This window comes from Vibrio sp. 10N.222.51.C5, from assembly GCF_041474575.1.
GTDB lineage: Bacteria > Pseudomonadota > Gammaproteobacteria > Enterobacterales > Vibrionaceae > Vibrio > Vibrio crassostreae_C.
Genome location: NZ_JBFRUJ010000007.1, coordinates 53,178 through 73,628 on the forward strand (window position 1 = coordinate 53,178; position 20,451 = coordinate 73,628).

Here is a 20,451-nt window from a genome sequence, read left to right on the forward strand (position 1 = left end):
TTTGCACAACTAGCACAACGAGATTACACGTCATTCCCTACAGCGAGGCACGAGCGTGATAGGGAATCTCCTTGTAGAAGAATTATTCATCTTGGTGAATTGACCAAGACACAAAATTTGAGAGCAATCTAAACATGTCAAAAGTTGAATTTAACCCAGTAGACCACCCGCATCGTCGTTATAACCCATTAACGGGCCAGTGGATCTTAGTATCACCGCACCGAGCAAAACGTCCTTGGAGTGGCCAAGATGAAAAACCATCGACCGCGCAGCTTCCTGCGTACGAGAAAGAGTGTTTCTTGTGCCCAACCAATACGCGTATCTCGGGCGACGAAAACCCAGATTACGACGGCACTTACGTATTCAGTAATGATTTCGCGGCCTTGATGCCCGATTCGCCTGACGCTCCAGAGTCTGAAAACCCTCTATTCAAGACTCAAGGTGTTCGCGGGTTGAGCCGCGTGATCTGTTTTTCTCCGGACCACAGCAAAACGCTGCCAGAGTTACCAGTAAACAAGATTCGCGGTGTTATCGACACATGGAATGAACAGATTGAAGAGCTAGGTAAAGACTACCTATGGGTTCAAGCGTTTGAAAACAAAGGCGAGACCATGGGCTGTTCTCAGCCTCATCCGCACGGTCAGATATGGGCAAACAGCTTTCTGCCCAACGAGATTGAACGCAAAGAGAAATTGTTAAAAGAGTACTTCGAACAACAAGGTTCGAATCTTTTAGTGGATTACGTTGAAGCTGAAATGAAAGACGGCTCTCGCACTGTGGTTGAAACTGAACATTGGATTGCGGTGGTGCCTTACTGGGCGGCGTGGCCATTTGAAACCATGTTGCTACCAAAAACGCACATTCGCCGTATGAGCGAACTGACTGACGAGCAGCGTGATGATTTAGCGCTTGCGATTAAGAAGCTGACCAGTCGTTACGACAACTTGTTCCAATGCTCATTCCCGTACTCAATGGGTTGGCACTATGCGCCGTTCTTTGAAGAAGGCACGGACATCGATCACTGGCAACTGCATGCGTTGTTCTACCCGCCATTGCTACGTAGTGCTTCGGTTCGCAAGTTCATGGTCGGCTACGAAATGTTGGCTGAGTCTCAGCGTGATTTAACCGCAGAACAAGCAGCGCAGCGTCTGCGTGATTTGAGTGACGTTCACTATAAAGAGCAGTAATACGTTGCTTCGTAGATAACAAGCGAGATTCCTGATATCTCGTCCCTCGATTCTGGAATGACGGCAGATGAAAAGCCCATAAGTTTAAGAGCTTAGAAGCTTAAAAGTTTAGTCGCTGATGTTGTCATTCCCTACCGTGAGCGACGAACGATATAGGGAATCTAAAAGAATTAAAGTGGTGCCGTAAAGGGGCCATAACCAATTGAACAAAGAGTTTAACCAGAGAGTTTACTTATGTCTGACCTAATCCAAAACGTGAAAGCATCTTTTGAGCAAGTCCTTGGTTACCAAGCGACTCATATTATCCAAGCACCAGGTCGTGTGAACCTGATCGGCGAGCACACTGACTACAACGATGGTTTTGTTCTACCGTGTGCCATTAACTACCAAACGGTAGTCGCCGCGGCTAAGCGTGACGACAACATTGTTCGCGTAGTATCAGTGGACTACGGTAATGCAGTCGATGAGTTCGATTTAACTCAAGAGATCACATTCCAACAAGACAAGATGTGGGCGAACTACATTCGTGGTGTGGTGAAGTGCTTAAAAGGTCGCGGCTTTGAATTTACAGGTGCAGACATCTCTGTAACGGGCAACGTGCCTCAAGGTGCAGGTTTAAGTTCTTCTGCGGCGCTGGAAGTGGTGATTGGTCAAACATTCAAGGTGCTTTATAACCTAGAGATCAGCCAAGCTGAAGTGGCGCTAAATGGTCAGCAGGCCGAAAACGAATTTGTGGGCTGTAACTGCGGCATCATGGACCAAATGATCTCTGCAGAAGGTCGCGCAAACCACGCGATGCTTTTGGATTGTCGTAGCCTAGAGACTCAAGCGGTTTCAATGCCAGAAGATATGGCTGTGGTTATCATTAACTCAAACAAGAAACGCGGCTTAGTCGACAGCGAATACAACACACGTCGTGAACAGTGTGAAGAAGCGGCGCGCATCTTTGGTGTTCCGGCACTTCGTGATGTGACCATTGAGCAATTCAAAGCGAAAGAGTCTGAATTGGATGAAATGGTCGCGAAACGTGCTCGTCACGTGATTACTGAAAATGACCGTACTGTTGAAGCGGCTCAAGCTCTACGCACTCATGATATGAAGCGTATGGGCGAGTTGATGGCTGAATCGCATGCATCAATGCGTGATGATTTTGAAATCACGGTGAAAGAGATTGATGCGCTGGTTGATATGGTCAAAGAAGTGATCGGTGAACAAGGTGGCGTGCGTATGACTGGCGGTGGTTTCGGTGGTTGTATTGTGGCATTGGTTCCACCTGCATTGGTTGATGAAATCAAAACAACCGTTGAACAGAAATATCAAGCGGCGACGGGGCTAAAAGAATCTATTTATGTGTGCCAAGCGAAAGACGGAGCAGGCTTAGTTGAAGTAATCTAACGGCTTCGAGACTTAATATAGAGCTTACCAAGTAAAAAGATCATGGTAGGCCAAATGCTAAAGCCTTTACTTCAGGTAGAGGCTTTTTACTGGCACTAGAAGGAATTTAGAATGACACAAGAGCAAAACCTGCATCAATCCATGGCGCAGACTCCAGCCTATGATGGCCAACCCGCTCAGTTAGTGACGCTATCAAATACGCATGGGATTCAAGTGACATTCATGGATATTGGTGCAACATGGTTGAGCTGTATCCTGCCAGTAAAGGGAAACAAAAGAGAAGTGTTGTTGGGTGTTAACTCAATGGAGAACTTCGATAAACAAGCCAGCTATATGGGCACAACCGTTGGCCGTTATGCTAACCGCATTGCTAATGGTCGTTTCAAAATTGATGGTCAGAATTACAAGCTGGAAACCAACCAAGCGGGCAATACCTTACATGGTGGCCCGAACGGATTTGATAAACGCCGTTGGAATATTGCCGAGCAAACCGAAACGTCAGTGGTGTTCAGTCTAGAGTCTGCTGATGGCGACCAAGGATTTCCGGGGAATTTGAATGTGTCGGTGCGTTATGACATCACCGAAGACAATCGAGTTTCCATTAATTACTCTGCAACCACAGACAAGCCGACTGTAGTCAACCTAACGAATCATGCGTACTTCAATCTACTTGGCGCTGAAGCTGGACACGACTGTTTGTCACACATTGTCAGTATCAATGCTAATCAGTTCTTACCGACCAATTCGGTGGGTATTCCGTTAGGTAACCTTAAATCAGTGAAATCGACCAGCTTTGACTTCAATCAGCCTATGATGATCTCAGAGCGTTTGTTGGGCGATGAACAGCAGAAAGCAGCAAAGGGTTACGACCACTCTTTCTTATTGGCTGATGGCTGCAAACGCACTCAATGCGCCGCGACCGTAACCTCACCAGATGCGCTCGTCACACTAAAAGTATTTTCAACCAAACCTGCAATGCAGCTATACACCGGAAACTGGCTTGGTGGCACACCAAACCGAAGTGGTGGCAGCTATGAAGACTACGCTGGTTTGGCGCTAGAAACCCAGTTCTTACCTGACTCTCCTAACCACCCAGAGTGGAAGCAGGACAGTTGTATTCTCAAGCCTGAACAAGAATATAACTACAGTACCTGTTACCAGTTTGAATTTTCGGGGGATTCTTCAAACTAGTACGCTCTAGCTCAAAGCGGTTACGTCAATATCTTTTGTTTGTGAATAGGACGATGTGAATTATCGCGTTGTTCTTGGGGGATGAGCAAAAGTGGCGCTCAACAAGAGTGCGGTTTATTAAGCGCGATTGTTGAGTATCTGAGTAAGGTAGGAAAGCCCTAACAGAAGCGATTCTGTTAGGGCTTTTTTTTGTTTATTGCTTGGTGACCAGACCAGACTAGAACTTAGACTTTCTCTACCGAATTGCGGCGAACCAGAGTTGGAGAGAACATCATTGGTTCCGTTGAGGTGTTTTCACCTTTGGCTAAGTGCAACGCGAGTCGTGTCGCTTTCTCTGCCATCATCTGAATCGGATAGCGAATAGTGGTGAGCTTTGGATGAACATAGCGGGCAATCAAGCCATCATCGAAGCCGATGATCGACATTTTGTCCGGCGCTTGAATACCGTTTTCATCAAGGACAGACAAAGCACCAGCTGCCATGTAATCGTTGTACGCCACAATGCCAGTGATTGGCAGTGACTTAGTCAGAAGGTTAGTCATGGCGTATTCGCCACCGTCACTGGTCGGCGCTGAGTATTCAATATAGCTGTCAGAGAGCGCTATTTTGTAATCTGAGAGTGCCGCTAAGTAACCTTGGATACGCTCATCGGCATCTTCAATGCTATGCGATGAGGCGATACAGGCAATGTTCTTATGGCCATGGCGGATCAGATATTCCGTCGCAAGATACGCACCTTTTTTGTTGTCTAAGAAAATACAGTGGTTGGCAATCTCAGCAATATAACGGTTGATCAGTACTAAGCCTTTGACCTCTTTTGCATAGGCAATCAGTTCTTCGTCGGTGAGGCCTTTAGAGTGGATCACCAGGGCGTCACAACGGCTGTTAATCAGCAATTCAATCGCTTGTCTCTCTTCTTCACGATCGTGCGAGCCATTACCGACAAGGATATGTTTTCCGTTCTCACGAGCGACATTGTCGACAGCCTTAACCAGCGTGCCAAAAAAGGGATCGGAGATGTCACCGACCAATACACCAACAGTGTTCGTGCTTTGGCTTACCAGCGCTCGAGCATTGGCATTCGGTCGATAGCCAAGTTTAGACATCGCTTTAGTTACAGACTCTACCGAGCTTGCACTCGCCTTGGGAGACTTGTTGATCACTCGAGATACGGTTGCAACAGAAACACCAGCTTCCTTTGCTACATCTTTAATTGTTGCCATTTTTAACCTCTATACATTGCTTCATCTATTTAACACCGACAATGATAGTAAGGCAACGAAACTCTCATTTTACTTCCAGTAATGAGATCTTTACCGCTTGTAATTATTAGGCTTAATGCTAGTGTAAACATTTATATTTTACTTAATTTTAGTAAATGATTTAATGGGTGAAAATAAACCAATATAGGAAGTGAGAAATGGATACTGTCTCTTATGGTGACTTTGCTAAGTTAGAAATGCGTGTGGGTAAGATCATTGAGGTTGTGCGTCATGAAAACGCCGACAAGCTTTACATAGTGCAAGTGGATGTTGGTGACAAGACACTGCAAACGGTGACCAGCCTAGTCCCTTACTACACAGAAGAAGAGTTGATGGGTAAGCAGGTTGTTGTTTTGTGCAATCTAGCGAAGGCGAAGATGAGAGGCCACACTTCTGAGTGCATGTTGCTTTGTGCAGAAACGGAAGATGAATCTGAAAGTGTATTGCTAACACCTGAACGTGCGATGCCAGCAGGTATTCGTGTCGTTTAAGCTCACTTTAGGTTGGTGAGTCAATGTGTTCACCAACCTAAATCAACTAGCTGCGTACAGTTAGTATCAAGCCATCAATCACACTGTGATGGTGATCGGAAACCCCAGCAAGGTTGCCGTATTTAGGCTGGTGGCGATCATTTTCTAATGGGTGATGCCAACCTTGTGTGTGTTTAACGAAGTGCGCCGCAAAGCTTTCAGACACCTCTAAACATCCTGCTAATACAGTATCGACGTAGGTTTGAACGATAGGGCTGTTTTCGCAAGGTGCTTCAATCTCGTCTTTGATGTAAACCCAGATCGGTTGATCCTGTTTGAATTCATCTTGGCTTTCTATCTGAGAGGCCTTTAATTCGATACGGTGATAACCACGCTCACGGCGATCAAACTCAGCCAGTGCAATATCATCCACCTCAAGCAACACACCATTCACTTGTCCTTCGCCGAGATTGACGATCAAAGGGGATAAGACATAGCTGTCATCGATCTTGCTCCAATGGCGAATCAAGCCATGAACAATCGCAGGGATCGCTTGCCCTGTCTGACCGGTAAGCTGACGTGAAGATGAGTTGATTAAACTGCCATAACCAAAAATATACATCGCATTCCTTGTCTGAGTTGTTCCATTTAAGTCTAGTCTTACTATATGTGGCGAGATACCAAAAGTCAGTAAGTTTCTATTTATACATGCATGTGTCTTTATGACTCTTTTGGTTGTGTTTTTTTGACTTATTTATTGGCTATTGAATCTCGTGAGTCGCTGTTTTTACTGGTTTTATCTAATTGGCGCGTTTCATGCAATGTGATCTGCATATTGCATCGGATTTGATGCACACAAAATTTGGTTTAGGTAATACCTTGGCCGCTTATCTGAGAATTAGGAGCGAGTTTGTTAAATATCACAGATAAAAGTGTAGAAGACGCGATTCCAGCCTACCTGCGTTTAGGCTTTCGACCTTTCTTCTTTTTAGGCAGTCTCTATGCAGTGATCGCGATTGTCGCTTGGGTCATCATGTTCCAAAACGGTCAGCCTGAGATTTTAAAAGTTCCCGCACTGTGGTGGCACGTGCATGAGATGCTGTTTGGTTTCTCAATGGCGATAGTGGTCGGTTTTGTGTTAACGGCAGTACAAACGTGGACGGGTGTCAATGGCACCAAGCATTATCGATTAGCTGCGCTAGTCGGTTTGTGGCTCGCACCTCGTATTCTGTTTTGGACACCCGCTCCGTTATGGCTGATCTCGTCGGTTGAGGCGCTGTTCTTAATCTTCGCCGCCTACGAAATTGGTTTCCGAGTCGTGAAGTCGAAAGGCTGGAAGAATCTATTCTTTGTGCCACTGTTTATATTGGCTATCGTGGCGAACTTTGCTAGTTACGCGACCATTAAGGGGATGCCTCCATTCCCATCGTCTGCAGTTTGGCAGGCTATGTTGTGGTGGTTTACCTTGCTGTTATCAGTGATGGGTGGGCGAGTGCTCCCATTCTTTACAGCGCGTCGTTTTGATTTCGAAAAAGCGCAGCCCTTGGTTTGGTTGGAATGGTTAGCCAATCTACCTTTGGTTGGCTTATTTGTGTTGAGCTTCTTCCCATTGACCTTTGCTCAAGTCGGCAATGAGTTGATGGTATTTGCAGGTGTGACACAGTTGGTGCGCTTTATCCGCTGGAAGCCTTGGACAACACTATCAGAGCCCTTGGTGTGGTCGCTGCATGCGGCTTACCTATGTATCCCTCTCAGCTTGCTGTTACGCGGTTTGCTAGATAACCCGTTCGCGAGCCATAACATGCTGCACCTGTTTGCGATTGGCGGTTTGAGTGGGTTAATTCTGGCGATGATCACGCGCGTGACAATGGGACATACTGGCCGTGCTATCTATAAAGGGCCAAGTATGGCTTTGGCGTTCTCGGCTATATTTATCGCGGCACTCGTTCGTAGTTTAGGTGTGACATTCTTCCCGGCGTATTTATTTGAGATGGTTAACATCAGCGCGGGTTTATGGACGTTAGCGTTCGGTCTATTTATCTGGAAATTTGGGATGATGCTGTTAACGCCAAGAGTGGATGGTCACCCGGGCTAAGCCAATTAGTTATCTATTGATATAGATAGGGAAGCTCAGAGCTTCCCTTTTTGATCTTGATAACTCATTAAGTACTCGCAGCAAGGTATTGGCGTACCTGTGTGATGAGATCTTCCTTGGCGTGAGGCGAGATAAAACTGGCTTCGATGGCATTAATACTGAACTGCGCCAATTCGTTTTTGGTCACTGGGTGAGCATTGGCGACGGCGAGGAAGTTATCATTCATATAGCCGCCGAAGTAAGCCGGATCATCGGAATTGATGGTGACGCACAGCCCTTTTCTCAGCAACTCGACGATGTTGTGCTCTTGCATGGTCTCAAACACCTTGAGCTTGGTATTCGACAGCGGGCAGACGGTCAGTGGTGTACGTTTTGCTATTAGCTGTTCCATCAACTCTTCATCTTCTACACAGCGAACGCCATGATCAATTCGGGTAATGCCTAACAAGCTCAGTGCGTCACTAATATTTTGCGCAGGGCCTTCCTCTCCGGCGTGCGCGACGGTCAGGAACCCTTGGTTGATCGCCTCTTGGAACACATGCTTAAACTTCTCCGGTGGGTTTCCTTTTTCCGACGAATCCAGGCCGACGGCAATGATCTTATCTTTGTAGGGAAGGGCTTGTTTGAGTGTTTCAAAAGCGCTGTCTTCATCAAGATGGCGCAGAAAGCACATGATCAGTTGGCTGCTGATCCCTAGTTCTTGCTCGGCTTGATTCAAAGCTTGAGTAATCCCACTTATGATGACTTCAAAGTCAATGCCGCGTTCAGTGTGAGTCTGAGGGTCGAAGAAGATCTCAGTATGAACCACATTATCTTGCTGACACTTCAACAGATAAGCCCACGTCAGGTCGTAGAAATCTTGTTCATGAATCAGTACGTTTGCACCTTGGTAATAGATATCGAGAAAGGATTGAAGATTGTGGAACTGGTACGCGTCTCGAACTTGGTCTGGGGTCTCAAAGGGAATCGACAGGTTATTGCGCTTGGCGAGTTGGAACATCAGCTCTGGCTCTAATGTGCCTTCTATATGTAAGTGCAGCTCAACTTTGGGTAAATTTTTGATGAAGCTATCCATAGCAACTCCTTAGCTATTTTAATTATGAGCGGAGTAGGTGAGACAGTAGAGTCTATAAACCTGAGCAAGCAGGTATCTCTTTCATTTATCTCTGTTTGAGCATAGTTCATTTCATTGTTATCGATAAAATAGGATAGAAGTTGATGGTGAACCGAGAGTTATGAACCGATTGAAATTAGGCGCAAACGATTTGCAGCATTGGAGTGTGATCCGCTGCAAATATTTGCAGCAATATTCATTGATTTGTGCTCTAATACCGCGCTTACCAAGGGATGGTGTTAAAAGATGCTCACTTAGATGGAGTTATCAAAGTTGACCGATCCCTTAATGATCTCCCTTAGGAAAAAATAGAACATGTCTAAGAACAAAAAATTTGATATCCGCCTTACAGAAAAACGCAACGGTTGGTGTGCAGAGATTACTCGTCAAGTAACGTCTCGCAGCACTACAGTATCTAAGCGTGAGTCTGGTTTCGAAACTGAAGCTCTAGCACAAGAGTGGGCAGAGAAAGAGCTAGCATCTTTCATCGCTAACCAAGCTGAACGTAACGAGCGTAAATCAGAGCAACGTAAAGAGCGTGACGAACTACGTCACACTAAAGAGCTTAAAGCTGAGCAAGCACGTGAAGCGCGCGCTAAAGCTCGTGCAGAAGAGCAACAAGACGCTGAATAATTCAGTGCATGACTAATTTATAGATCCCTTAATTTTAAGATAAGGGATTTGTGAAAAAAAGCCCCGATACAACTTTTTTCTTTCGAGTTAAAAGTGTTTTGGGGCTTTTTAGTTTGTGGAGTTCTGTTTTATTGTGTTTAAGAGCTCGGTTTGGCTTCTCGCTTTTAACGTCGAGCTCTTAAACTGTTAAGCATTGTCTGATCAGTTATTCAGTGCAGTTAGCCAATCGTCTTCTGCCACTTCTTCAATGTAGCTTTCTACTGATTGTCCTACTTCTTCATCGTCTTGCTTGAAGTAAGCGATGTGGAACACAGCATCACCTTCGTTGACCAAAGGCAGAGTTTGCTGACCAATCACGATACCGCCTTTGGTTGTGATCACTTGGCCTTCTTGGTGACCCAATGGAGAACTGATGTAAGCCAGGGTTTGTCCTGCTTCAACTTGTTCGCCAAGCCTTACCATATTACGCAAAATGCCGTCTGATTCAGCGCGGACCCAACTGGTCGATTTACTCAATACTGGCTCTGGTAACTTCTTACGGTTAGGGCGCAGCATGCCGATTTCTTTCATCACTTGATGCACGCCAAGGTAACCCGCACGAATCGCTAGGTGATCAAAACGCAGCGCTTCACCACCTTCGTAAGTTAATACAGGAATACCCAGCTTTTCCGCTTCGCTACGCAGTGAACCATCACGCAGTGGAGAATCTATGATCACGGGTGTTGCGAACGCTTTTGCGATGCGCAGTGTTTCAGGGTTCGACAGGTTTGCACGGATCTGTGGCAAGTTAGTACGGTGAATCGCGCCGGTGTGTAGATCCAGAATGTAATCACAGTGCTTCGCTACGTTCTCAAAGAAGGTGTGAGCGATGCGTGATGTCAGTGATCCTTTCTCACTTCCAGGGAAGCAACGGTTCAGGTCACGACGGTCTGGTAGGTAACGAGACTTATGGATAAAACCAAATACGTTAACGATAGGCACAACAAGTAGTGTTCCTTTCAGTTTCTTTGGATCAATCGCATTGGTCAGCTGTCGTGCAATCTCAACACCGTTTAGTTCATCTCCGTGGATCGCCGCGTTTACCATCAGTGTTGGGCCCGCTTGACGACCATGAATAATTTCAATCGGGATCGAAAGTGGAGAATGCGTGTAAAGCTGAGCCGCTTGCAGTTCAATCTCCATTCTCTGTCCTGGCTGAACAGTATAACCAAGTAATTCGAAGGGTTGATTAGGTTTTAGTCTTGCCATTTAGGTTGTTCTCAACATGGTGATAATTCGTTAACACGGAATGTATCAATCGTTGATTTTTAGTACGAATCAATCGCTTTACGGTGACGACAAAACTTTTTTATGGAGGCGTTTCTTAATTGGTTTCTGTTTTTGATTTGGCTAGTTAGAAGGGGTTTAGAATTGTGAATTTCCTGACAATACATTGATTTAACGCTGATATTTATTGTTCGGTTGGTTGGTATTATTCATCGCCATTTTTTGGCGGCCAAATTCATATATCGAGATAAAAATGAAAAAAACAATTTCAAAAGTCGTTGCACTGGCGGTGGTTTCTGTCGCTTTATCTGGCTGTGTTGGTAGTAACGCAGTAACCGGTTACCTAATGAAGTTTAACGTTAAGGCTGTTGATAACCGTTACGCACGTGGTGGCTTGAACATGCTACTAGCGCCTGCTTACGGCCTAACAGTTGCTGCCGATTACCTGGTATTCAACTCACTAGAGTTCTGGACTGGTAGCAACCCACTAACTGGTTCTCCGCACATCTTTGATACAAAGACTGATACTTACCTAGACATCAACCACCAACTTGATCCGTCTCTAACGGAAGCGCCAGTGGGTCCTATCACGAGTGCAGATGTGATCGAAAAAGGTCAAATGCAGCAGATTGATGAAAACACGATCCAAATGGACATTACTTACCAGTCTGGTGAGCGTGCGACGTTAATCGGTGTTCGTGATGGCGAGATGGTGACGTACTTCATCGATGGCGAAGTTGTGGCACAAACTTCAATTGATGAGCTAGAAAGCTACGCGGCTTCACGCGCTTAATTGTTTATTTAGTCACAAGTAGTAGCTACAAAGATTAGATACAAAAACAGGTACTCATTGAGTACCTGTTTTATTTTGTCTCAGATAAACGGTGTTTACTGTAAAACACCATTTACTGAACAAACATAGCTTATCGAATTAAGCTTTTTCTGGGATCGCTTCAAGCAATGCAACCATTTGGTTCCAGAATAGCTCAACGGTGTCGATCTTCACTTTCTCATCAGGAGAGTGCGGAAACTTGATGGTTGGGCCGAAAGAAACCATATCCATGTTCGGGTAAGGTTCTTTGAATAGACCACACTCAAGACCAGCATGGATAACCATGATGTTTGGCTTGTGACCGTAGATACCTTCGTACATGTCACGGAAGATATGCATGATTTCTGAATCTGCGTCTGGTTTCCAACCTGGGTAAGCACCAGAGAACGCGATGTTAGCGCCTGCTAGTTCAGCAACAGAGTGAAGCATGCTTTCTACTTGGCTACGACCTGAATCGATAAGAGAGCGGATCAGGCAAAGTACTGTGATTGAGTTCTCTTCTGTTGTGATAACACCTACGTTTAGAGACGTTTCCACAACACCTTCAATCTCGTCACTCATACGAATCACGCCGTTTGGACATGCGTTAAGTGCCGCGATAAAGCGAGCTTGGTCTGCTGACGCAAGTGCGCCAATTTCTACAGAAGCTTCTTCATTGAAAGTCACGATGCTGTCTTCTACTTTACCTAGCTCTGTTGAAAGCAGCTCAGTGTAGTAGTTGTATAGTGAAGCCAGTTTTTCTTGGTTTGCCGCAGGAACAGCAACCGTTACGAAACCTTCACGAGGGATCGCGTTACGAAGGCTACCACCTTTGAATTCGACGATGCGAAGGTCTAGCTCTTTTGCGTGACCCGCTAGGAAGCGAGCAAGCAGTTTGTTTGCGTTTGCACGACCTGTGTGGATGTCACAACCAGAGTGACCGCCTTTTAGGCCTTTTAGCGTTAGCTTACGTGTTACGAAGTCAGCTGGAATCGCATTACGAGCAATTTCAAATGTCATTGCGCCGTCGATACCGCCAGCACAACCCATGTACACTTCGCCTTCTTGCTCTGAATCGGTGTTAAGAAGGATATCGCCTTCTAACCAACCCGCTTCAAGACCGAAAGCACCAGTCATGCCTGCTTCTTCATCTACTGTTAGTAGAACTTCGATAGGGCCGTGCTGGATTTCGTTTGAAGCAAGAACCGCTAGGCAAGAAGCCATGCCCATGCCGTTATCAGCGCCAAGCGTTGTGCCTTTAGCTGTAACCCACTCACCATCAATGTATGGTTGAATTGGATCTTTAGCAAAGTCATGAACTGTGTCTTCGTTCTTTTGTGGAACCATATCGATGTGAGCTTGTAGCACTACACCTTTTTTGTTTTCCATACCCGCCGTTGCTGGCTTTTTGATGAATACGTTACCCGTTGGGTCACGACGTACATCTAGGCCTTGCTCTGTTGCCCAAGCAATAATGTATTGAGCAAGCTCTTCTTCATGCTTAGAAGGGTGTGGGATTGAGCAAATCTTATCGAAGAACTGCCAGATAGGGGCAGGGGATAATTTACTGATCTCAGAATGGAATTCAGACACGGATGACTCCTTTTTTATTTAATAACCATATATTTAGGTTTTGTATGGGGAAAAACCTAGAACAAAAATCTAAAATATGGGTCTGTTTTGATGGCAACAGCATACCACTTGAGCGTTTTGACGAGTAGCGGTTCTAAACCTCAAATAGCTCAAATTTTGAAAGCGATCTTGTCCATCTGATCACAGCTAAGCGCCTTGATGCTTATAAATGGAGCAGGCAAACGTTTGTTTAATTCTGTTTTGTAGTTTTATTACAAAATAAGTTTGTAAAATAACCGTAAATGGCCAAAAATGTGACGTATAGCAAAAAATACTTGTAATCTTTTTTCTTTAGGGTATATTAATAACCAACTTCTGAGATGAAGAGTAAATGCTCAAAGGATGAGTCCGTTTTATCGCCTCCAAGGAACCGAGAAATCAAATTCGTTTTTTATTGATTTATTAAGGTGATAGTTATGAAAGGTTTACCATCTGCAATGTTCTGGATTAACAGCTCTGTTTACACTAGCAACTTTGCATACCCTACAAGCTTTGGTTACTAATACCGTAAGCATGTAACTCGAACAGTTTTGTTCACCCCTATATATTGGAATTCTTTTACAGCCCTTTTGGTTGACAGATTCTACCGCCACTCAGTTTTGAGTGGCGTTTTTTTTGCCTGCTACTTTTCCAAACCGCTTTCGCTTGTCACTTTCCTTGCTGTTCTGCGTGGTTGTTTTTTAAACGCCGAAATATCAATTTGCGCCTTATTACTGATCCTGTTGAAAAATACATAACTATTGTGAGTTTGAATTCAGAATTTACTGGCTAGATTATCAATGAAAATAACCGATGGTAGAAAAAACAACCAACTAGTTTTAGTGAGTCTATTGTTGTTAATTGTTTGTTTTTAATGGTTATTTATCGATGATATCTTCATTTTTAATCGCTTTGTTTCATACGGCATTCTGATAAATATCGATTAGAGCCTTAATTCTATCTGGAATTTGTTATTTGATAACTTTATAATCCACAGCCAATCGATTACGCAACCGTTTACTTTTTACCCTTATAGGATTCGATAATGTTCGAAAAGCTATTCAAACTCAGTGAAAATGGCACCAATGTGCGCACTGAAATCATCGCAGGTCTAACAACCTTCCTAACAATGGCTTACATCATTTTTGTAAACCCAATGATTCTAGCTGATGCTGGTATGGACCATGGCGCTGTATTTGTAGCAACCTGTTTAGCGGCTGCTATTGGCTGTTTCATCATGGGCTTTGTTGCTAACTACCCAATTGCTCAAGCTCCAGGCATGGGTTTGAACGCATTCTTTACCTACGCTGTTGTAATGGGTATGGGTTATACGTGGCAAGTTGCTCTGGCAGCGGTTTTCGTATCAGGCGTAATCTTCATCTTCTTAAGCATCTTTAAGATCCGTGAATGGATTATCAACTCGATCCCTATGTCTCTGCGTGTTGGTATCTCTGCAGGTATCGGTCTTTTCCTAGCGTTTATTGCGCTTAGCAATGCAGGCATCGTTGTTTCTAACCCAGCAACTAAAGTCTCACTGGGCGACATTACCGCGATTGCTCCTATCCTAGGCTCACTTGGTTTCTTCCTAACGATTGCTCTTGTTCACCGTGGCGTGAAAGGGGCAGTAATGATTGCGATTCTAGCTATCACAGCTCTTGGCATTGTTATTGGTGACGTTCAATACGGCGGCATCATGTCTACACCACCAAGCCTTGCTCCTACATTCATGCAGCTTGATTTCTCTGCTGTATTTGAAATCGGTATGATTTCAGTGGTATTCGCGTTCTTGTTCGTCGATTTGTTCGATACAGCGGGTACACTGGTTGGTGTTGCAACGAAAGCAAACCTAATCAAAGAAGACGGCAAACTACCTCGCTTGAACAAAGCACTGCTTGCTGACTCTACAGCAACATCTATTGGTGCACTGCTAGGTACATCAAATACTACTTCTTATGTTGAGAGTGTTGCGGGTGTTGCTGAAGGCGGCCGTACCGGTCTAACGGCTGTTGTTGTTGGTATCTTATTCCTACTGGCTCTTTTCTTCTCGCCACTTGCAGGTATGATTCCGGCTTACGCAACATCAGGTGCACTTTTCTATGTAGCAATTCTGATGATGTCTGGCCTAGTTGGCATTGATTGGCGTGATCTTACGGAAGCAGCACCAGTCGTGGTAACATGTCTGCTTATGCCGCTGACGTACTCTATCGCTGAGGGTATCTCACTAGGTTTCATCGCTTACGCTGCAATTAAGCTGCTAAGTGGTAAAGGTCGCGACGTTTCACCTGCTGTGTGGGTAATGTCGGCTATCTTTATTCTTAAATACATTTTCGCTTAATCGTCTAGATTTCTGCTTAATCGCTGAAGAGGCTATGTTTGAAATAGCCTCTAATAACATGACAAAATTATTAGGTTTTATACTATGAGCAACAAATTCGTTATCACTTGGGACAACATGCAGACTTACTGCCGTCAACTTGCTGAAAAGCAAATGCCAGCAGAGCAGTGGAAAGGCATCTGGGCAGTAAGCCGTGGTGGTTTGGTTCCTGGTGCAATCTTGGCTCGTGAGCTAGGTATTCGTCACGTAGATACGATTTGTATTTCTAGCTACGACCACGATCACCAACGTGATATGACAGTAGTTAAAGCACCTGAAGGTGACGGCGAAGGCTTCCTAATCGTTGAAGACTTGGTTGATAGTGGTGACACTGCACGTAAGCTTCGCGAAATGTACCCTAAAGCGAAACTGATCGCTGTATGTGCAAAACCATCTGGCGCTGATTTGCTAGACGAGTACATTGTTGATATCGCTCAAGACACATGGATTGAGCAACCTTGGGATACTAGCCTAAGCTACGTAGAGCCAGTAAATCGCAAGTCAAAATAAGCGTAAACTTAGTTTTTTGAGAAATGACCCTTTATAGGGTCATTTTTTTTTATATTATTAGTGACAACCATTTCTTATTAAGTATCCCAATGTCTGAACCAGAAGAAACGAGCTCGAACCTTTCGGAAACTTTGTTTGTAAAGCACAAGCAAGCGAAAGAGACCTCAATGTTGACACAATACATGCCAAGCTCTGAAGCGCTATTGGATGAGAAACGTGAACAGCAAAACTCATCATGGTATCGAAACCTAAGACGTCTTCAGTGGGTATGGCAAGGCGTTAATCCAATAGAGCAGGAAGCGGTATTGGCTCGCATCGCGTCATCAGATAACTCTCGTACAACCGATGAGTGGCTTGATACGGTCATGGGTTACCGAAGTGGTAACTGGGCATACGAATGGACCAAGCTGGGTATGCAGCATCAAAATCGTTCTAATGAGAAGAATGGTGAAGAGATGGCTGAAGAGCTATTTTCCGCATCGTTGTGCTTCAGTATTGCGGGTTACCCACACCTCAAGAACGACAACTTGGCAGCTCAGGCTCAAGTGTTGGCCAACGCAGCGTATTCTGAAGCGATCAAGCACACTAAGTTGATCGTCAAGCAGATTGATATTCCATACCAAAACAAGAAGATCAAAGCGAACTTGCATCTAACCAAGACAGATAAACCACAACCGGTTGTGATTGTCAGCGCGGGTCTAGATAGCTTGCAAACCGATATGTGGCGCCTGTTTAGGGATTATTTAGCACCTAAGAACATTGCTATGTTAACGGTAGACATGCCATCAATAGGGCACAGTGCACATTGGCCGTTAACAGAAGACTCATCTTGTCTTCACCAAGCAGTGCTCAATGAACTGCCTAACATCCCATGGGTCGATCACCACAAAGTCGGCTTGTTTGGTTTCCGCTTCGGTGGCAATGCGATGGTGAGATTATCTTTCCTTGAGCAACATAAGATTAAAGCGTGTATCTCTTTAGGCGCGCCAATTCACGATATCTTTGTTCATGCAGACAAACTTAAGCAGATGCCTAAAATGCATCTAGATGTGTTGGCTTCGCGCCTTGGTAAAGGGGCGGTCGATATCAATAGCCTTTCTGGGCAGTTGATGGCGTGGTCACTCAAGGTACAAGGTTTGCTGTCAAACAGTAAAACCAGTGTTCCTATCTTGGCATTGGCTCTGGAAGGCGACCCGGTTTCACCGCCAATGGATAATCAACTGGTTGCTATTTACAGTGATTACGGAAAAGCGAAGAAAATCAAAGCTAAGTCAATTACACAAGGTTATGAGCAATCCCTCGAATTGGCGATAAAGTGGCTTGAGGATGAATTATTTAGATGACATTTCTCCTAAATTAGTTAAGCATGAAAAATGTACAAACTAAGTACCTGATACTCAGAGGTAATTTATAAAATCCAATTGCGTACTTTCTACGTATTGCAGTCTGAGTAACGTCATTCTTAACATTGAAAATGGAGATTCAATATGTCAGAAGTGACACAACAACCTACGCATTACCGCTTGTTGAATGTTTTAAAGGCGATCGGGCCTTACTTAAGGGAACCGCAATCAGAAGAAGGCCACTATATCTTTGATTGCTTGTCTGTATGTGTGAACGATAAAAAATCACCAGAAGAACGCGAGTTCTGGGGCTGGTGGCTGGAATTGGATAAGTCGGAAGAGGGATATTCGGCGAAGTACAATATCGGCAAGTACAACATCGATGGTAACTGGGATTCTTTGCCGTTACCTAAAAAGGCGGTCGCTGAGGTCTCTCGAACTCAAGAAGCCTTCCACAAAAAACTGGTTGATGAACTTCAAAGTAAGTTTGAAATCAGCATCCAATTAGACGAAGAGTCTGTCGAATTCGTCTAATTTTAAAGGTTACTCTTCTATATAAAGCAAAAAGGTGCGATTTCGCACCTTTTCTGCTTGTGAATTCCCCTTTTGATTGCTAAAACATCACCTCTTATTTGTTTTATCCATAAAAGACTTCATGACAACAAATCATCAAAGCGGGACAACAACACAGCGTAAAACTGTCGTTGTTAAACTGGGTACCAGTGTCTTAACTGGTGGAACATTGGCATTAGACCGCGCTCATATGGTTGAGCTGGTTCGTCAATGTGCTGAATTAAAAAAACAAGGCCACTCTGTGGTTATGGTTTCGTCTGGCGCAATTGCTGCAGGACGTGAGCACCTTGGTTACCCCGCACTTCCCAACTCAATGGCGAGCAAACAGTTGCTTGCGGCAGTTGGGCAAAGTCAGTTGATTCAAGTTTGGGAGTCTTTGTTTGCTATCTATGGCCTTAAGATTGGCCAGATGCTACTGACTCGTGCTGATCTCGATGATCGCGAGCGTTTTCTTAATGCACGTGACACGATCAACGCACTGGTTGAGCACGATATTATTCCGGTAGTAAACGAAAACGACGCAGTAGCAACCAACGAAATTAAAGTGGGCGACAATGATAACTTGTCGGCCTTAGTGGGTATTTTGTGCGGTGCTGATAAGCTTTTGCTACTAACAGACCAAAAAGGCCTGTTTACGGCTGACCCTCGTAAAGATCCAAATGCTGAGCTCATCAAAGAAGTGAAAACCATTGATGACACGCTGCGTAAGATCGCAGGTGGCAGCGGTACTACGCTGGGTACTGGCGGCATGGCGACAAAACTGCAGGCGGCTGACATTGCTCGTCGCGCAGGCATCGAAGTGATTATTGCTGCGGGCAGTGCTGAAAATGTGGTGTTTGATTCACTGAGTGATAACCCACAAGGCACACGTTTCTTGCCTTTAGCGGAAGCGCTTGAAAACCGTAAACGCTGGATTTTAGCGGGCCCTGCTTCAGCAGGTGACATCGTGGTTGACGACGGCGCAGTAAACGCAGTCAACACCAAAGGCAGCAGCTTGTTGGCGAAAGGGGTTGTTCGAGTTAAAGGCGAATTCTCTCGTGGTGAAGTTACCCAAGTCACAGACAGCAAAGGCAAAGTAATTGCGCGTGGTATCGCCAGTTATTCAAGCCAAGACCTAGCAAAAATTGCAGGCAAGCACAGTAAAGATATTGGCGACATCCTTGGATACGATTATGGGTCAGAAGTCATTCACCGTGACGACCTAGTTGTAATCCAAGAGTAGCTCGTGATGATAAGGTGAATCACCTTTTTGCATCCAAAGACAGACAGAATTTAGGGAGAGTTAAACGTGGATTTAACTAACATGGGCATCGCAGCAAAAGACGCTGCTTTCCACCTAGCGACCGCATCTACGGCGCAAAAGAATAAAGCATTGGCGATTATCGCTGATGAGCTAGAAGCAAACGCAACAACGATTTTAGAAGCGAACGCGAAAGACATCGAACTGGGTCGTGAAGCGGGTTTAACTGACGCACTGCTCGATCGTCTACTTCTTAACGAAGAGCGCTTAACCGGTATCGCTAACGATGTTCGTAACGTGATTAGCCTGAATGACCCAGTTGGCAGCGAAATTGACAGCAAAGTACTAGAAAACGGTATGTCACTGTCTCGCCGCCGCGTGCCACTTGGTGTGGTGGGTGTTATCTATGAAGCGCGTCCGAACGTAACCATCGATATTGCAGCTCTGTGTCTGAAGACAGGTAACGCAAGCATTCTACGTGGTGGTAAAGAGACGTTTTTCTCGAACATGGAACTGGTTAAGGTTATCCAGTCTGCATTAGAGAAAGCGGAACTTCCTGCGGCTTCTGTTCAGTACATCGAGAAGCCTGATCGTGAACTCGTTTCTCAACTGCTTAAACTGGATGACTACGTGGATATGATCATTCCTCGTGGCGGAGCTGGCTTACACAAGATGTGTAAAGAGAACAGCACCATTCCAGTTATCATCGGCGGCTTTGGTATCAGCCATATCTTCGTTGATGAAAGCGCTGATCTTGATAAATCTGTCGATGTGGTCGAAAACTCTAAAGTTCAGCGCCCATCAGCGTGTAACTCGTTAGATACACTGCTAGTGCATGAAGCGGTTGCTGAAGCTTTTCTAACTAAGCTGAAACAGCGTTTAGCCGGCAAGGTAACCTTAGTTGCTGATACCAGTGCAAAATCGCTGCTAGCGGGTTTTGAAGACCAACGTGATGCGGTTGAAGGCGACTTTGACACTGAATGGCTAAGCTACACGCTAGGCGTGAAAGTGGTAGCGGATGTGGCAGAAGCGATTGACCACATGCGTGTACACAACGCGAGTCATTCAGATGCGATCATGACCAATAGCTTAGAGAGCTCAGAGCGTTTCATTAACTCTGTTGGTTCTGCAGCGGTTTATGTGAATGCATCAACACGTTTCACTGATGGAGCACAGTTTGGTTTAGGTGCTGAAGTTGCCGTGTCTACTCAGAAATTGCATGCTCGCGGCCCAATGGGCTTAGAAGAGCTGACAAGCTACAAATGGGTAGGTAAAGCGAACTATTTAGTCCGCGGTTAACGCTGGTCGTTAATTTTACTCCTCAGCTCATTTTTGAAATGGCGGTCGAGTAGCAATAATCAATGAATCACCACACA

General features: G+C 45.0%; 18 protein-coding genes. 13 read left to right on the top strand and 5 right to left on the bottom strand.

Annotation, left to right across the window (positions count from 1 at the left end; all coding sequences use genetic code 11):
* The first annotated feature begins 134 nt into the window (after positions 1-134).
* The 3 genes from AB4558_RS02055 (at position 135) to galM (ending at position 3,773) form a co-directional block, all read left to right on the top strand.
* Entirely contained in the window at positions 135-1,187 is a 1,053-nt protein-coding gene (locus AB4558_RS02055; protein ID WP_017069513.1) for a UDP-glucose--hexose-1-phosphate uridylyltransferase, read from the top strand.
* 234 nt (positions 1,188-1,421) lie between these two features.
* Entirely contained in the window at positions 1,422-2,582 is a 1,161-nt protein-coding gene (gene galK, locus AB4558_RS02060; RefSeq protein WP_017060799.1) for a galactokinase, read from the top strand.
* A gap of 111 nt (positions 2,583-2,693) precedes the next feature.
* Positions 2,694-3,773, top strand: coding sequence for a galactose-1-epimerase (gene galM, locus AB4558_RS02065; protein WP_017063325.1), 1,080 nt, complete (start codon positions 2,694-2,696; stop codon positions 3,771-3,773).
* Positions 3,774-3,997: 224 nt separating this feature from the next.
* On the opposite strand, the gene AB4558_RS02070 is transcribed toward galM, so the two are convergent.
* Positions 3,998-4,996, bottom strand: a complete 999-nt coding sequence (locus AB4558_RS02070; RefSeq protein ID WP_017066816.1) for a substrate-binding domain-containing protein — start codon at positions 4,994-4,996, stop codon at positions 3,998-4,000.
* A 197-nt stretch (positions 4,997-5,193) separates the two neighbouring features.
* Between AB4558_RS02070 and AB4558_RS02075 the strand changes: the two genes are divergently transcribed.
* A complete protein-coding gene (locus AB4558_RS02075) occupies positions 5,194-5,526 on the top strand; it encodes a tRNA-binding protein (protein ID WP_017060796.1) in 333 nt (110 codons plus the stop codon).
* Positions 5,527-5,572: 46 nt separating this feature from the next.
* Here the strand turns inward: AB4558_RS02075 and AB4558_RS02080 are convergent, their stop codons facing one another.
* Positions 5,573-6,127, bottom strand: a complete 555-nt coding sequence (locus AB4558_RS02080; RefSeq protein ID WP_017060795.1) for a gamma-glutamylcyclotransferase family protein — start codon at positions 6,125-6,127, stop codon at positions 5,573-5,575.
* 288 nt (positions 6,128-6,415) lie between these two features.
* Between AB4558_RS02080 and AB4558_RS02085 the strand changes: the two genes are divergently transcribed.
* The gene (locus AB4558_RS02085) at positions 6,416-7,600 is read left to right on the top strand and encodes an NnrS family protein (RefSeq protein WP_136973734.1); all 1,185 of its coding nucleotides are present in this window, start codon (positions 6,416-6,418) and stop codon (positions 7,598-7,600) included.
* A gap of 67 nt (positions 7,601-7,667) precedes the next feature.
* Here AB4558_RS02085 and AB4558_RS02090 read toward each other — a convergent pair whose 3' ends face one another.
* Positions 7,668-8,675, bottom strand: coding sequence for an adenosine deaminase (locus tag AB4558_RS02090; RefSeq protein WP_372157879.1), 1,008 nt, complete (start codon positions 8,673-8,675; stop codon positions 7,668-7,670).
* 354 nt (positions 8,676-9,029) lie between these two features.
* Here AB4558_RS02090 and AB4558_RS02095 point away from each other — a divergent pair, with 354 nt between their 5' ends.
* Positions 9,030-9,347 (top strand): DUF3622 domain-containing protein, encoded by a 318-nt coding sequence (locus AB4558_RS02095; protein ID WP_017069509.1) that lies wholly within the window; start codon positions 9,030-9,032, stop codon positions 9,345-9,347.
* A 201-nt stretch (positions 9,348-9,548) separates the two neighbouring features.
* On the opposite strand, the gene AB4558_RS02100 is transcribed toward AB4558_RS02095, so the two are convergent.
* The gene (locus tag AB4558_RS02100; protein ID WP_372157882.1) at positions 9,549-10,595 is read right to left on the bottom strand and encodes a succinylglutamate desuccinylase/aspartoacylase family protein; all 1,047 of its coding nucleotides are present in this window, start codon (positions 10,593-10,595) and stop codon (positions 9,549-9,551) included.
* Between the two features lie 271 nt (positions 10,596-10,866).
* Here AB4558_RS02100 and AB4558_RS02105 point away from each other — a divergent pair, with 271 nt between their 5' ends.
* Positions 10,867-11,406, top strand: a complete 540-nt coding sequence (locus tag AB4558_RS02105) for a DUF3332 family protein (RefSeq protein WP_017066819.1) — start codon at positions 10,867-10,869, stop codon at positions 11,404-11,406.
* A gap of 138 nt (positions 11,407-11,544) precedes the next feature.
* Here AB4558_RS02105 and AB4558_RS02110 read toward each other — a convergent pair whose 3' ends face one another.
* Positions 11,545-13,017: an aminoacyl-histidine dipeptidase gene (locus tag AB4558_RS02110; protein ID WP_372057905.1), complete on the bottom strand. Its 1,473-nt coding sequence runs from the start codon at positions 13,015-13,017 to the stop codon at positions 11,545-11,547.
* Between the two features lie 1,063 nt (positions 13,018-14,080).
* Between AB4558_RS02110 and AB4558_RS02115 the strand changes: the two genes are divergently transcribed.
* The 6 genes from AB4558_RS02115 to AB4558_RS02140 all read left to right on the top strand — a co-directional run bounded on the left by AB4558_RS02115 (position 14,081) and on the right by AB4558_RS02140 (position 20,374).
* Positions 14,081-15,370 carry an NCS2 family permease gene (locus AB4558_RS02115; RefSeq protein ID WP_017060789.1) on the top strand — a complete coding sequence of 430 codons (1,290 nt, stop codon included), beginning with the start codon at positions 14,081-14,083 and terminating at the stop codon, positions 15,368-15,370.
* Between the two features lie 84 nt (positions 15,371-15,454).
* Positions 15,455-15,919, top strand: coding sequence for an oxytetracycline resistance phosphoribosyltransferase domain-containing protein Tet(34) (tet(34), locus tag AB4558_RS02120; RefSeq protein WP_009847475.1), 465 nt, complete (start codon positions 15,455-15,457; stop codon positions 15,917-15,919).
* An 89-nt stretch (positions 15,920-16,008) separates the two neighbouring features.
* Positions 16,009-17,262, top strand: coding sequence for an esterase FrsA (frsA, locus tag AB4558_RS02125; RefSeq protein WP_017060788.1), 1,254 nt, complete (start codon positions 16,009-16,011; stop codon positions 17,260-17,262).
* A gap of 144 nt (positions 17,263-17,406) precedes the next feature.
* On the top strand, positions 17,407-17,796 hold the full coding sequence (gene crl / locus AB4558_RS02130) for a sigma factor-binding protein Crl (RefSeq protein ID WP_017060787.1): 390 nt from the start codon (positions 17,407-17,409) through the stop codon (positions 17,794-17,796).
* A gap of 76 nt (positions 17,797-17,872) precedes the next feature.
* Positions 17,873-19,057 carry a glutamate 5-kinase gene (gene proB, locus AB4558_RS02135; RefSeq protein WP_012604650.1) on the top strand — a complete coding sequence of 395 codons (1,185 nt, stop codon included), beginning with the start codon at positions 17,873-17,875 and terminating at the stop codon, positions 19,055-19,057.
* 66 nt (positions 19,058-19,123) lie between these two features.
* Positions 19,124-20,374, top strand: a complete 1,251-nt coding sequence (locus tag AB4558_RS02140) for a glutamate-5-semialdehyde dehydrogenase (RefSeq protein WP_372157885.1) — start codon at positions 19,124-19,126, stop codon at positions 20,372-20,374.
* Positions 20,375-20,451: the final 77 nt, after the last annotated feature.